Consider the following 13,407-nt stretch of genomic DNA (forward strand, 5'->3'; position numbering starts at 1 on the left):
CTCAGGGACGCACCTCGTACGTGAAAGGACACCGGATGCGCACTGCGTCGACTTCCCTGCCCGTCCTCCTCGTCGGGGCGCTCGCCTGCGTACTCCTGCTGTCCGGATGTAGGGCTGAGGTCGCGCCGCCCGTAGTCGAGCCCGCTGCCGCCGCGTCCGTCGTGCTGGCTCCGTCCGGTGACGGGACCGTGCGCCTCGGAACCCTGTTCCCCATGACGGGCCCGTCGGCGGCCAGTGGTGCGGCACAGGTGGCCGGCTCCGAACTGGCCGCCCGCGAGATCACCGAGCAGGGCCGCATTCTCGGCACTCCGATCGAGATCATCCACCGCGACTCCGCCGTCGACCCGGCGACGTCGCTGACCGACTTGTTGGCCCGTGGCGTCGACGTCGTGCTGTGGGACGCCTCCGTTCCGATGCCGGGCGATCTGGCCGCCACCGTCGCGGCGGCGCCGGTGGTACTGCTGTGGCTCGGCGACTTCGCGAACGGGGGCACGCCGCTGGCCGCCAGTGACGGCTTCGCTGCGCGCCTGCGCACCCTCGATCCAGGGCTGGTCGACACTGCCGGCGGCGGTGAAGCCTATGACGGAGTCGTCCTGAGCGCCCTGGCCGCAGCACGGGCCGGAGACGACGGTGCGGCGTCGATCAGGCCCGCTCTCGACCAGGTCAGTACCGGGGCGTTCGCCTGCGCATCCTGGGGAGAATGTGCGGCCGCGCTGGCCGATGCGCAACAGATCGCGTATCAGGGCGTCACCGGCCGCCGATCGTAACGATTTGGTCTGCGTTACACGGATGTAACACGGTTTTCTTGTTTCGCGCGATTCCTGTCAATAATGTGACAGAACGGCAGTCAATCGACCGCTGTCATTTCTCATTCCTAGTCCCAAGGAGCAACATGAGCGTATTCGCGAAGGCCTCGGCCTCCCGTTCAGTTCGGGCAGTCGTCACTGGAGTCGCCCTGGTGGGCGTCAGTGCACTTCTGCTCACCGGCTGCAGCAGCAACACCGCTGAGCCGGCTGCATCGGAAGCCCCCGCCGCGAGCGGAGACGCCCAGGCCATCACGGCCGGCGACCGCGACCTGACCCTGAAGATCGGCACCATCCTTCCCCAGAGTGGTGCCCTGGCCTTCCTCGGCCCGCCCGAAGAAGCCGGCGTCGCCCTGGCCGTCAAGGACATCAATGACGCGAACCTCGGCTTGACCGTTGAGGCCATCTTCCGTGACTCCGGCGACACCACGACGGACACCGCGACCGGTTCGGTGACCGACCTTCTCTCGCAGAAGGTTTCCGCCATCATCGGCGCGGCATCCTCCGGCGTCTCCAAGACCGTGATCGACCAGATCACCGGCGCGGGCGTCGTGCAGTTCTCCCCGGCCAACACCTCGGCGGACTTCACGAAGTACGCCGACAAGGACCTCTACTGGCGCACCGCCCCGTCCGACCTGCTGCAGGGTGAAGTCCTGGGCACCCAGATCGCCGACGACGGCAACAGCACCCTCGGCCTGATCGTGCTCAACGACTCGTACGGCACCGGCCTGGCCGAGTCCACCACGACCGCCTTTGAGGCTGCGGGCGGCGAGGTCGTCGCCACGTCCCTGTTCAACGAGGGTGACTCCAACTTCGCCGCTCAGATCTCCGAAGTGACTGCCGCCAACCCCGACGCGATCGCCCTGATCACGTTCGACCAGGCCAAGGTCATCACCCCCGCACTGGTCGGCTCCGGCTACCCCGGTGGCAACCTGTACTTCGTGGACGGCAACCTGTCCGACTACAGCAAGGACTTCGACGCCGGCATCATCACCGGTGCCAAGGGCACGCTGCCCGGCCTCGACGTGGGAACCCTCGGCGACTTCACCGATCGTCTCAAGGAGATCGACCCCACCCTGACCGACTTCAGCTACGCGGCAGAGTCTTACGACGCCGTCATGCTCGTCGCGCTGGCTGCCTACGCGGCCAACGACGTCTCGGGTGAGGCCATCTCCAAGCACCTCCGCCAGGTCTCTGGGGGAACCGGCGACGGCACCACGGTCTCCGACTTCACCGCGGCGGCTAAGGCCCTCGCGGCCGGCGACCAGGTCGACTACGACGGCTTCTCCGGCCCGGTCACGTTCGATGAGAACGGCGACCCGACCGAGGCAACCATCGGCGTCTACGAGTACCTCGAAGACAACACGTACAAGCGCATCAACTAGTCACGATTCGTCGCTGACCAGCATCCGATCTGGAAGGGCCCCGACTTCGGTCGGGGCCCTTCTTCGTGCGCCCGGTGACGGACGTCACCCGGTGACGCCCCTCCCGGACACGAGCGGCGTCACCGGACACGGAGCACCGGACACACGGAAGCGGCGCCCGAAGATCTCGGGCGCCGCTTCGTCGTGCGGGGCGTGCAGTCGGTGCGGGCGGCTCCGGCTAGTCGTCCTGGCCGAGGGTGCCGAGGTAGAGGCCGATCACCTTGGGATCGTTCAGCAGCTCGCGGCCGGTGCCCGTGTAGGCGTCACGGCCCTGGTCGAGCACGTAACCGCGGTCGCAGATCTGCAGGCACCGGCGCGCATTCTGCTCCACCATGATCGTGGTCACGCCGGCCTTGTTGATCTCCTTGACACGCAGGAACGCCTCATCCTGGCGCACGGGGGAGAGGCCTGCGCTCGGCTCGTCGAGCAGCAGTACGTGCGGGCCCATCATCAGCGCCCGCGACATGGCCACCATCTGGCGTTCCCCGCCGGACAGCGATCCGGCGCGCTGCTGCAGACGCTTCCCGAGCTCCGGGAAGATCTCCGTGACGAACTCGAGGCGTTCGGTCAGGCCTTTCGGCTTCAGGAACATGCCCATCTCCAGGTTCTCCTGGATCGTGAGCGTGGGAAAGACGTTGTTCGTCTGCGGCACGAAACCGACACCCTTGGCCACGAGCTTGTTCGCCTTGAGGTTGGTGATGTTCTCGCCGCGAAGCAGGATCTCACCCTCCCGAACCTTGACCTGGCCGAAGATCGACTTGAGCAGCGTGGACTTGCCGGCGCCGTTCGGGCCGATGATCCCGATCAGCTCGCCGTCGTAGGCGGTCAGGGAGCAGGCGTTGAGGATGTTGACGCCCGGCAGGTAGCCGGCCGTCACCGTCTTGACCTCGACGACGGGCTGCCCGGTGGGCGTGTAAGCCGGCGCGGCGGCAGGGCTGGTGTTCGTCAATCGAGCAACTCCTTAATGGCTTCCACATGTTCTGTTTCGGCGGCCGGATCCTCGCCGAGGTCCTCGTCGTGGTGCTGACCCAGGTAGGCGTCGATCACGGCGGGGTTACGCATCACCTCGTGCGGGTCGCCCTCGGCGACCACGCGGCCTTCGGCCATCACGATGACCCAGTCGGCGATGTGGCGCACCATATGCATGTCGTGTTCGACGAACAGAACCGTCATGCCCTCCGCCTTCAGGTTGAGGATGTGGTCCAGTAGCGACTGCGTCAGTGCCGGGTTCACCCCGGCCATCGGTTCGTCGAGCATCACCAGGCTCGGCTCGCTCATCAGCGCCCGTGCCATCTCGAGCAGCTTGCGCTGCCCGCCGGAGAGGCTGGCGGCGTAGTCGTCCTTCTTGGTGTCGAGCTTGAACCGTTCGAGGATATCGAGGGCCTGCACCCTGTTCGCCTCCTCCTGCTTGGCCCAGAAGAAGGGGAAGATCGCCCGGAACAGGTTCTCGCCGGCCTGGCCCTTGGCGCCGAGCAGCATGTTGTCCATGACGGTCAGCAGGCCGAGCGCCTTGGTGAGCTGGAAAGTGCGCACCTGGCCCATCCGGGCCACCTTGAACGCGGGCATCCCCGACAGGGGGCGACCCTCGAAGGTCCACGACCCGGTGTCAGGCTTGTCGAAGCCCGTCAGCAGGTTGAACAGGGTGGTCTTGCCGGCTCCGTTGGGCCCGATCAGCGCCGTGATGGCGCCGCGCGGGATCTCGACGTGGTCGACGTCGACGGCCTTGAGCCCGCCGAAGGTTCGACTCACGCCGTCGGCAACCAGGATCGGGTCGCGCTTCTTGCAGCCCGGTTCGGCCTCGCCGATGTGCAGGTCGGTCGACTTGACCGGCTTGTTGCTGGGAACGGTGTTATTTGACAAAGGCCAACTCCTTCTTGTTTCCGAAGATGCCTTGCGGTCTGAAGATGACTATAAGCATGATCGCCACTCCGACCAGGATGAAGCGCAGCTGGCCGGCCTGGATGCTGGTGATGAACGGGATCCAGCCTGCCTCCACCGCTCGGGCGATGAACCCGGAGAAGAAGGAGAGCAGAACCCAGAAGACCATCGAGCCGATGACCGGCCCGAGAATCGTCGACGCGCCGCCGAGCAGGAGGATCGCGTAGATGAAGAACGTCAGGGACGTCTGATAATTCGAGGGCACCACCGCACGGGGAAGCACGAAGATCATTCCGGCGATCGTGCCGAACACGCCACCGAGAATCAGAGACTGCATCTTGTAGGAGTAGACGTTCTTGCCGAGCGCGCGCACAGCATCCTCGTCTTCACGGATTCCCTTGATCACGCGACCCCACGGGCTGCGCATGATCTGCCAGGTGAACAGGCAGGCGAGGGCCACGATCGACCAGGCCACGATGCGCAGCCACCAGTCGTACTCGTTGTACTCGAAGGGGCCGAAGCCGTAGCGCCCCTCCGGGATCGGGTTGAGGCCGGCGAAACCGCCCTTGTAGCCGCTCAGGCCGTTCGCGGAACCCGTGATGGACTGGAACGTGTTCGTCGTGAACAGGAGGCGCACGATCTCGGCCGCCGCGATCGTCACGATCGCGAGGTAGTCCGCGCGCAGGCGGAGCGTCGGGATGCCCAGGACCAGGGCGAAAACGACGGATGCGCCGACCCCCACCAGCACGGCACCCCAGACGGGGAAACCGAAGCTTAGGGTGGAGATGGCGAACCCGTAGGCTCCGAGGGCCATGAAGCCGGCCTGGCCGAAGTTCAGGAGGCCGGTGTATCCGAAGTGGATCGCCAGCCCGAGAGCCGCGAGGGCGTAGGCGGCGGTGGTCGGGCTGATCAGCTCGACGGCTGCGTTGCTAAAGATTGCTCCCCAGTCGATCATCGGATGCCCTTCTAGCCAATTCTCTCTTTGCGACCCAGGATGCCTTGCGGCCGAAGCAGCAGCACCAGGATCAACACGACAAGTGCACCGACGTATTTAAGGTCGGAGGGAAGCAACAGCGTCGACAGTTCGACGAACAGGCCGACGATGATCGAACCGATCAGGGCGCCGAAAGCGGTGCCGAGACCGCCGAGGGTCACGGCCGCGAAGACGAGCAGCAGGATCTGGAAACCCATATCCCAGCTGACGCCCGGGCGGAAGTAGGCCCACAGAATTCCGCTGAGGCCGGCGAGGGCCCCACCGAGCACCCAGACGATCCGGATGACGCCGTCGACGTCGATCCCGCTGGCCGAGGCCAGGCTGGGATTGTCGGAGACCGCGCGGGTGGCCTTGCCGATGCGGGTGCGCAACAGGAAGTAGGAAACGGCCAACAGCACCACGATGCTGATGCCCATGCTGGCCACGTCGATCATCGAGAGCCGGATCGGACCCAGCTGCATGTCGGCGAGGCCGGATCCCGGAAGCTGGCTCGTTCCGCCGCCGACGAAGATCTGGAACAGGTAGCGCAGGGCGAGCGAGAGGCCGATGCTCACGATCATCAGTGGGATCAGACCGACGCCCTTGCGGCGCAGCGGCTTCCAGATCACCGCGTCCAGACTCCAGCCGAAGCCCGCGCTCAGCGCGACGGCGATGATGATCGCCAGCCAGATCGGCAGGCCGAGCGTGACCGAGAAGAGGAGGGACATCAGCGCGCCGAAGGTGATCATCTCCGCATGCGCGAAGTTGCTCAGCCCGGTGGTGCCGAAGATCAGGGACAGTCCGATCGCGGCGAGGGCCAGGAGCAGACCGAAGTTCAGCCCGTTGACGAACCGATTGATGAACTGGTCGAAGAAGCTCACCGTCGTGCGCGTGCCCTCACCGAGGAAGAAGTTGACCGACTTCACCTTCGTGAGCGCGAATTCCGCCTCGATCACGCTGCCGCCCTTGGCGACGACGACGCCCTCGGGGAGGGTCTCCTCATCGAGGGTGACGGTGTAGGCGGCCTTCTCGGGCACGCCGACCTTCCACTTGCCGTCGGCACCCGTTTCCACGGATGCTTCATAGCCGGCCCCCTCGACGGTGATCAGCACATTGTCGAGCGGTTTCTGGTCGAACTGCACATTGCCGGTGAGTACGAACTCGTACTCGTCGGTTCCGACCTCGTCGGCATGAGCCGGACTGGCCGAGACGGTGGCGAATGTGGACATAGTCAGGGCTGCGAAGAGCAGGCCGAGAAAGATCACCAGCATTCTGGGTGAGAATCTGCGAACAGCTTCAGGGGAATTCACTGCACCTCCATGGCGGCACCGTTGGGTCTGTGACCGAGCGTGCCCCGGGTCTCACCTACCAACATCTTTGTTGACAGTAAGTGAAGATTATGTCGCATATGTTCCGACGACGGCCGACACTCCCTAGATTCTCTGCTGAGGAATGCGCAGAGCGCAACGTCGCTTAACATTGAGAAGCCGGTAATCGAGTTGGATGGCCGCGTTTTCTCCACTTTCCTGCGTTGTTAAAAGGGGTTTCATGGATCAGCCAGATCCGTTCGGTTTCACCGGGCTTACGTACGACGACGTCCTTCTTCTTCCGGGGCACACCGACGTCATTCCCAGTGAAGCCGAGACAATGTCTCGGTTGACGCGCCGGATCAGCGTGGCCACGCCGCTGCTGTCCAGCGCGATGGACACCGTCACCGAGACCCGGATGGCCATCGCGATGGCCCGTGAGGGTGGCCTCGGCGTGCTGCACCGCAACCTCTCGATCGCGGACCAGGCCGAGCAGGTCGACCTCGTCAAACGCAGCGAATCCGGCATGATTACCAATCCGGTAACAACTTCGCCCGACGCCACCGTTGCGGAGGTCGACGCCCTCTGCGGGCAGTACCGGATCAGCGGTCTTCCCGTCGTCGACGCCGACGGCGTGCTCGTGGGCATCATCACAAACCGGGACATGCGGTTCGTCTCCACCACCAAAAAGCACACGACCCGGGTGCGCGAGGTGATGACGACGGCACCGCTGATCACGGGCAAGGTCGGCATGGCCCCGATGGACGCCGTCGCCATCTTCGCCACCCACAAGATCGAGAAGCTTCCCCTCGTCGACGACCACGGCCGCCTGACGGGCCTGATCACGGTCAAGGACTTCGACAAGAGCGAGGAATACCCCTTCGCCACCAAGGACGATGCCGGACGACTGCGCGTCGGCGCGGCCATCGGCTTCTTCGGCGACGCCTGGCAGCGCGCCACCGCACTTCTCGAGGCAGGCGTCGACGTGCTCGTGGTCGACACCGCCAACGGCGACAGCGCCGGGGTGCTCGAGATCATCCGTCGCCTGAAGTCCGACCCTGCCTTCGAGGGGGTCGACGTGATCGGCGGCAACGTGGCCACCCGCTCCGGCGCCCAGGCCCTCATCGACGCCGGCGCCGACGCGATCAAGGTCGGGGTCGGCCCCGGCTCGATCTGCACCACCCGCATCGTCGCCGGCGTCGGCGTGCCGCAGATCACCGCCGTCTACCAGGCGTCGCTCGCGGCCCGGGAGACCGGCATCCCGGTCATCGCCGACGGCGGGCTGCAGTATTCCGGCGACATCGCCAAGGCGCTGGTCGCCGGCGCGGACACCGTCATGCTCGGCTCCCTGCTCGCCGGCTGTGACGAGAGCCCCGGCGAGCTCGTCTTCGTCAACGGCAAGCAGTTCAAGACCTACCGCGGCATGGGCTCGCTCGGCGCGCTGCAGAGCCGCGGCACGAAGACCTCCTACTCCAAGGACCGCTACTTCCAGTCGGATGTCCCCTCCGACGACAAACTCATCCCGGAAGGCATCGAGGGCCAGGTCCCGTATCGCGGACCGGTGTCCGCCGTGGCCTACCAGCTGATCGGCGGCCTGCGCCAGTCCATGTTCTACGTGGGCGCGCGCACGATCGACGAGCTCAAACAGAAGGGTAAGTTCGTTCGGATCACGTCCGCCGGGCTCAAGGAGTCGCACCCGCACGACGTGCAGATCGTGGTCGAGGCGCCCAACTACCGCCGCTGACCGTACTCGAGGGCGACTAGGCGGCCGCGGCCAGCCGGGAGACCGCTTCCGCGAGCACCTCAGGTGAACACCCGAAGTTGAGACGCGCGAAGCCCCGGCCCGGTTCGCCGAACATCGGGCCGGGGCTGAGCGCGACCCGGGCCTGCTCGAGTGCGACCAGCGCCGGGTCGTCACCCCAGCCGAGGCTCCGCAGGTCAAGCCAGGCCAGGTAGCCGGCCCCTGGCTGCCGGTAGCCGACCCCGGGCAGTTGCGCGTCGAGCAGCGCGGCGAGCTCGCGCCGATTGTCGTCGAGGGCCGCGATCACCCCGTCCAGCCACGGCTCCCCGTCGCGGAACGCCGCGATGCCGGCGATCAGCCCGAACTGGCTTGTGCGCCAAGACACCTCCTGGGGCAGGGCGGCGAGCTCGGCGCGCATCCGTTCGCCGGCGGTGACGAGAAGCGCGCATTTGAGGCCGGCCAGGTTCCAGGCCTTGCTCGCGCTCGTCACGCAGACGCCGTGGTCGGCGGCCTCGGTGGAGACGGTGAGGTAGGGCGTGAAAGCGGCGTCGGTGTAGGTCAGCGGGGCGTGGACCTCGTCGCTGACGACCGTGACGCCGTAGTGGGCGGCGAGCCCGGACAGCGCCGTGAGGTCCTGGACGGTGTGCGGATGCCCGATCGGGTTGTGCGGGTTGCAGAGCAGCACGCAGCGCACGCCCGATTGGAAGGCGCGCTCGAGGCCGTTCAGGTCGAGGGTCCAGCCGGTCTGACCGGCGAGGAGTGGCACGGCGTGCGGCACCCCGCCGGCCTCGGGCACGAGGTCGAAGAACGGCGGGTAGACCGGGGGAGTGATCACAACCCGGTCGCCGGGCCTGATCAGCATTCGCAGGGTCTCCACGATGGCCACGCTGACATCCGTCGTGGTGGTCACCTGCTCCGGGTCGACCTGCCAGCCCCAGCGGCGACCGGCGAATCCCGCGAAGGCCGCGCCAAGCCCGTTGACCGGTGCGACATACCCGGTGTCGCTGCGCCGCACCGCCGCTGTCAACGCGTCCCGGATGGGTTCGGCGAGCGGAAAGTCGGACTCGGCGACGAAGAGCGGCAGCACATCGGCGGGAAAACTGCGCCATTTCATGCTGGTGCGCTCGCGCAGGAGGGAGAGAGGGTCGGCGGTGACGTCCATCACCTCAGGATGCACCCCGCGGCATCCGTCGTCGAGGAGCGCCGCGGCACCTAAACTAAAACCATGGAAATCGAGATCGGCCGCTCCAAGCGCGCCCGCCGCGTGTACGCCTTCGACGACATCGCGATTGTGCCCAGCCGGCGCACCCGCGACCCGGAGGATGTGTCGGTCGACTGGACCATCGACGCGTATCAATTCTCGATCCCGTTCCTCGCGGCGCCGATGGACTCCGTGGTGTCCCCGCAGACGGCCATCATGATGGGTCAGCTCGGCGGCGTGGGCGTGCTCGACCTCGAGGGCCTCTGGACCCGCTATGACAACCCCGAGCCGCTCCTCGCCGAGATCCGCGAGTTGCCCGCCGACCGGGCCACCGCGCGCATGCAGGAGATGTACTCCGAGCCGATCAAGCCCGAGCTCGTCACCGCCCGCCTCGCGGAGATCCGCGCGGCCGGCGTGACTGTGGCCGGCGCCCTGTCGCCGCAGCGCACGCAGGAATTGTACGAGACCGTCGTCGCCGCCGGCGTCGACCTGTTCGTCATCCGCGGAACCACCGTTTCTGCCGAGCACGTCTCGCAGAACCAGGAACCCCTCAACCTCAAGAAGTTCATCTACGAACTCGACGTACCCGTGATCGTGGGCGGGGCGGCGACCTACACCGCGGCCCTGCACCTCATGCGCACGGGTGCGGCCGGCGTGCTCGTCGGCTTCGGCGGCGGCGCGGCCTCGACCACGCGCGCCTCCCTCGGCATCCACGCGCCCATGGCCACGGCCGTGGCCGATGTCGCCGGTGCCCGCCGGGACTACATGGACGAGTCCGGTGGACGCTACGTGCACGTCATCGCTGACGGCGGCCTCAACACCTCCGGCGACATCGTCAAGGCCATCGCCTGCGGCGCCGACGCCGTCATGCTCGGCACCGCGCTGGCCCGGGCGACGGATGCCCCCGGCGGCGGCTTCCACTGGGGTGCCGAGGTGCACCACTCGAAGCTGCCCCGCGGCAAGCGGGTCGAGGTGGGCGCCCTGGCGCCGCTCGAGACCATCCTGTACGGCCCGACGCCGATCGCCGACGGCACCGCGAACCTCGTCGGCGCGCTGCGCCGGTCGATGGCGACCACCGGTTACTCCGACCTGAAGGAATTCCAGCGCGTCGATGTGGTCGTCGCCCCGTACCGGGGGAATTAGACGGTTGTCGCGCCGCACCGAGTGAACTAGCGTCGGTATGAATTAGCGTCAGGTAAGCACCACACCATCTGGAATGGGAGTGAGCACATGGCATCAGGTAATTCGGCGTCGCGATCCACGAAACTGGGTCCGGAGGAACGAGCTGCGGCCCTCGAACGGCTGAAGGGCAAAGAGCTCGACATCCTCGTGGTCGGCGGCGGCATCGTCGGCACCGGAGCCGCCCTGGACGCGGTCACCCGCGGCCTGAGCGTGGGAATCCTCGAGGCCAGGGACTGGGCGTCGGGAACGTCGAGCCGGTCGTCCAAGCTGGTGCACGGCGGCATCCGCTACCTGGAACAGGCCGACTTCCGGTTGGTGCGCGAGGCTCTGACGGAGCGTGGCCTGCTCCTGCAGCGCATCGCCCCGCACCTGGTGAAGCCGGTGCGGTTCCTGTACCCGCTCAGGAAGCGCGTCACCGAGCGCTTCTACGTGGGCGCCGGCATGCTCCTCTACGACCTGTTTTCGTATACCGGCGGGCGCGCCCCCGGTGTGCCGCACCACCGCCACCTGTCCAAGCGGCAGGTAAAGGGGCTTCTGCCCAGCCTGAACACCGACACGATCGTCGGCGGCATCACGTACTACGACGGGCAGGTCGACGACGCGCTCTACGTGGCCTCGCTCGTGCGCACCGCGTCGTTCTACGGGGCGCACGCGGCCAGCCGGGTGCGGGTCGAAGGATTCATCAAGGTGGGTGAGCGGGTGGTCGGCGTGCACGCCCACGACCTGCAGACCGATGAACGGTTCGAGGTGCGGGCCCGGCAGGTCGTGAACGCCACCGGGGTCTGGACCGACGACACGCAGCGCATGGTCGGCGAACGCGGCACGTTCAAGGTGCGCGCATCGAAAGGCATCCACCTGGTCGTGCCCCGGGACCGGTTCCAGTCGGCCATGGGGCTTCTGCTGCGCACCGAGAAGAGCGTCCTGTTCGTGATCCCCTGGGGACGACACTGGCTGATCGGCACGACCGACACGGACTGGCATCTGGACAAGGCGCACCCGGCCGCCACCGCCGCTGACATTGACTACCTGCTCGAACACGTGAACGCCGTGCTCCGGGTGCCGCTGACCCGGGAGGACGTCGAAGGAGTCTACGCCGGCCTGCGGCCGCTCCTGGCCGGGGAGTCGGAGAGCACCTCGAAGCTGTCCCGCGAACACCTCGTCGGACACTCCGTGCCCGGCCTGGTGGTGATCGCGGGCGGAAAGTGGACCACGTACCGGGTGATGGCGAAGGATGCGATCGATGCGGCCGTCGACGCCTTCGACGAACGGGTCCCGGCCTCCACCACGGCGGAGATCCCGCTGCTCGGCGCCGAGGGCTACCAGGCCGCCTGGAACAAGCGCGGCCGGATCGCGCGGGCGTTCGGCCTGCACACCGTCCGCGTCGAGCACCTGCTGAACCGCTACGGCACCCTGACCGACGAGCTTCTCGATCTGATCCGCAAGACCCCGTCACTGGCGGACCCGCTGCCGGGGGCCGACGACTACATCGAGGCGGAGGTCGTGTACGCGGCCACGCATATGGGCGCCCTGCATCTCGAGGACGTGCTGGCTCGCCGCACTCGCATCTCGATCGAGGCCTGGGACCGCGGCGTCTCGGCGGCGCCCGTGGCCGCGCGGCTGATGGCCGGGGTGCTCGGCTGGGACGAAGCCCGGGAGACGCGCGAAGTGGGCACCTACCTCAAGCGGGTGGCGGCGGAACGCGCGTCGCAGCAGCAGCCCGACGACGAGTCCGCCGACCGCGTGCGGCTCGAGGCTCCGGACATCGCCGCTACGAAATAGGAGCCGCCCGCCGGCACCCTCGCCCGGCACCCTCGCCCGGCGTCCACTCCCTGCCTCCGCTTGTCCGCCCGCACCCCGCCGGTGCGTGAACGAATTCGACGGAGATTCTGCCCTGTGGGGCCTGAAAAATGCCCGACAGCGCCGTTCAGAGCCAAATCTCCGTCGAATTGGTTGGGCCGTCCGAGCGCACGCGTGTGGCCAACTCAGGACATCCGTCGCCTGGGCTGCCCGCCCGACACGGACCAGAGCGGAACTCGTGCGGGTGCCCGGGCCCGGCCGGACGGATCTCCTGCGTTAGCCGCAACACCGAGCGGATGTGCCGCAGCGCCTTTGTGGTTCGGGCATCCGCCAGACACTCAGCCCCAGCCCGTACCAATTCGACGGAGATTTTGGCCCGTGCGGGGCAGAAAGCGCCCGACAGCGCCTTCGAGAGCAAAATCTCCGTCGAGTTGGTGAGAGCAGTGGGCGGCGCGGCGGCGCGGCGGCGGGCCGCGGGGCCGCGGGGCTGGCGGCGCGACAGCGGGCGGGAGGCACGCAAACTCGCTCCGGTAGACTGGGCTGACTGCCCACAAACCTCAGGAGTTGCACCATGGTTGACGTTCGGCGGGTCAAACTTCCCGGGGTGGGAGTGCTGCACACCTTCATCACGGATGACGGCGGCAAAGTGGGCGTCATCGCCCACCGCTCGGGGCACAGCGACCTCATCACCTTCGCGGACGACGAGGGCGGCCCCGACGCCGCCAAGGTGTCCCTGCGGCTGAACGAAGACGAAGCGCACACACTCGCCGAGCTCCTCGGCGGCACCCAGATCACCGAGTCGCTCACCGCGCTCGACCAGATCCCCGGCCTCAGCATCGACTGGTTCACCGTCGACTACGAAGACCACATCGCCGGCCAGGCGCTCGGCAACCCCGCCGACCGCGGCATAGCCGGTCTGACGGTCGTGGCCGTCGTCCGCGGGGAGTCCGCGAACCCGGCGCCCGCCCACGACTTCCGTGTCTTCCCCGGCGACACGCTCGTCGTCGCCGGCTCGCCCGAGAAGGTCGCGAAGGCCTTCGCCTTCTTCCGCACCGGCGAGGTTAAGGCCAAGTCCGTCGACGCGCCGCCCGGGGGCTAGTT

General features: G+C 67.3%; 11 protein-coding genes. 6 read left to right on the forward strand and 5 right to left on the reverse strand.

Annotated features, from left to right (window positions below):
• Positions 1–35: 35 nt before the first annotated feature.
• Together E3T40_RS04990 and E3T40_RS04995 are read left to right on the forward strand one after the other, a co-directional pair.
• Complete coding sequence (locus E3T40_RS04990; RefSeq protein WP_104171785.1) at positions 36–767, forward strand: ABC transporter substrate-binding protein; 732 nt, start codon at positions 36–38, stop codon at positions 765–767.
• A gap of 125 nt (positions 768–892) precedes the next feature.
• Positions 893–2,188, forward strand: a complete 1,296-nt coding sequence (locus E3T40_RS04995; RefSeq protein ID WP_104194002.1) for an ABC transporter substrate-binding protein — start codon at positions 893–895, stop codon at positions 2,186–2,188.
• Positions 2,189–2,405: 217 nt separating this feature from the next.
• Here E3T40_RS04995 and E3T40_RS05000 read toward each other — a convergent pair whose 3' ends face one another.
• Genes E3T40_RS05000 through E3T40_RS05015 form a run of 4 tightly spaced genes read right to left on the reverse strand, consistent with a single transcriptional unit; the run spans position 2,406 to position 6,349 of the window.
• Complete coding sequence (locus E3T40_RS05000) at positions 2,406–3,176, reverse strand: ABC transporter ATP-binding protein (protein ID WP_104171787.1); 771 nt, start codon at positions 3,174–3,176, stop codon at positions 2,406–2,408.
• On the reverse strand, positions 3,173–4,087 hold the full coding sequence (locus E3T40_RS05005; RefSeq protein ID WP_104194003.1) for an ABC transporter ATP-binding protein: 915 nt from the start codon (positions 4,085–4,087) through the stop codon (positions 3,173–3,175). Before E3T40_RS05005 ends, E3T40_RS05000 begins: the two co-directional genes overlap by 4 nt.
• Positions 4,077–5,057, reverse strand: a complete 981-nt coding sequence (locus E3T40_RS05010; protein ID WP_104101024.1) for a branched-chain amino acid ABC transporter permease — start codon at positions 5,055–5,057, stop codon at positions 4,077–4,079. Before E3T40_RS05010 ends, E3T40_RS05005 begins: the two co-directional genes overlap by 11 nt.
• A gap of 14 nt (positions 5,058–5,071) precedes the next feature.
• Positions 5,072–6,349 (reverse strand): branched-chain amino acid ABC transporter permease, encoded by a 1,278-nt coding sequence (locus tag E3T40_RS05015; RefSeq protein ID WP_104194004.1) that lies wholly within the window; start codon positions 6,347–6,349, stop codon positions 5,072–5,074.
• Positions 6,350–6,626: 277 nt separating this feature from the next.
• Between E3T40_RS05015 and guaB the strand changes: the two genes are divergently transcribed.
• On the forward strand, positions 6,627–8,129 hold the full coding sequence (guaB, locus tag E3T40_RS05020; protein WP_104194005.1) for an IMP dehydrogenase: 1,503 nt from the start codon (positions 6,627–6,629) through the stop codon (positions 8,127–8,129).
• Positions 8,130–8,145: 16 nt separating this feature from the next.
• Here guaB and E3T40_RS05025 read toward each other — a convergent pair whose 3' ends face one another.
• Positions 8,146–9,288 (reverse strand): MalY/PatB family protein, encoded by a 1,143-nt coding sequence (locus tag E3T40_RS05025; RefSeq protein ID WP_104194006.1) that lies wholly within the window; start codon positions 9,286–9,288, stop codon positions 8,146–8,148.
• Between the two features lie 63 nt (positions 9,289–9,351).
• On the opposite strand from E3T40_RS05025, the gene E3T40_RS05030 reads away from it, so the two are divergent.
• The 3 genes from E3T40_RS05030 (at position 9,352) to E3T40_RS05040 (ending at position 13,405) form a co-directional block, all read left to right on the forward strand.
• A complete protein-coding gene (locus E3T40_RS05030; RefSeq protein ID WP_104194007.1) occupies positions 9,352–10,470 on the forward strand; it encodes a GuaB3 family IMP dehydrogenase-related protein in 1,119 nt (372 codons plus the stop codon).
• A gap of 87 nt (positions 10,471–10,557) precedes the next feature.
• Positions 10,558–12,288 carry a glycerol-3-phosphate dehydrogenase/oxidase gene (locus E3T40_RS05035; protein ID WP_104171793.1) on the forward strand — a complete coding sequence of 577 codons (1,731 nt, stop codon included), beginning with the start codon at positions 10,558–10,560 and terminating at the stop codon, positions 12,286–12,288.
• Between the two features lie 589 nt (positions 12,289–12,877).
• A complete protein-coding gene (locus E3T40_RS05040; protein WP_104100916.1) occupies positions 12,878–13,405 on the forward strand; it encodes a cation:proton antiporter regulatory subunit in 528 nt (175 codons plus the stop codon).
• Positions 13,406–13,407: the final 2 nt, after the last annotated feature.

The organism is Cryobacterium sp. TMT1-19 (genome assembly GCF_004403055.1).
In the GTDB taxonomy this organism is placed as follows: domain Bacteria; phylum Actinomycetota; class Actinomycetes; order Actinomycetales; family Microbacteriaceae; genus Cryobacterium; species Cryobacterium sandaracinum.

Coding starts and splice junctions, on each gene's coding strand:
- E3T40_RS04990 (WP_104171785.1), top strand. CDS start 36: ATGCGCACTGCGTCGACTTCCCTGCCCGTCCTCCTCGTCGGGGCGCTC.
- E3T40_RS04995 (WP_104194002.1), top strand. CDS start 893: ATGAGCGTATTCGCGAAGGCCTCGGCCTCCCGTTCAGTTCGGGCAGTC.
- E3T40_RS05015 (WP_104194004.1), bottom strand. CDS start 6,349: ATGCTGGTGATCTTTCTCGGCCTGCTCTTCGCAGCCCTGACTATGTCC.
- guaB (WP_104194005.1), top strand. CDS start 6,627: ATGGATCAGCCAGATCCGTTCGGTTTCACCGGGCTTACGTACGACGAC.
- E3T40_RS05025 (WP_104194006.1), bottom strand. CDS start 9,288: ATGGACGTCACCGCCGACCCTCTCTCCCTCCTGCGCGAGCGCACCAGC.
- E3T40_RS05030 (WP_104194007.1), top strand. CDS start 9,352: ATGGAAATCGAGATCGGCCGCTCCAAGCGCGCCCGCCGCGTGTACGCC.
- E3T40_RS05035 (WP_104171793.1), top strand. CDS start 10,558: ATGGCATCAGGTAATTCGGCGTCGCGATCCACGAAACTGGGTCCGGAG.
- E3T40_RS05040 (WP_104100916.1), top strand. CDS start 12,878: ATGGTTGACGTTCGGCGGGTCAAACTTCCCGGGGTGGGAGTGCTGCAC.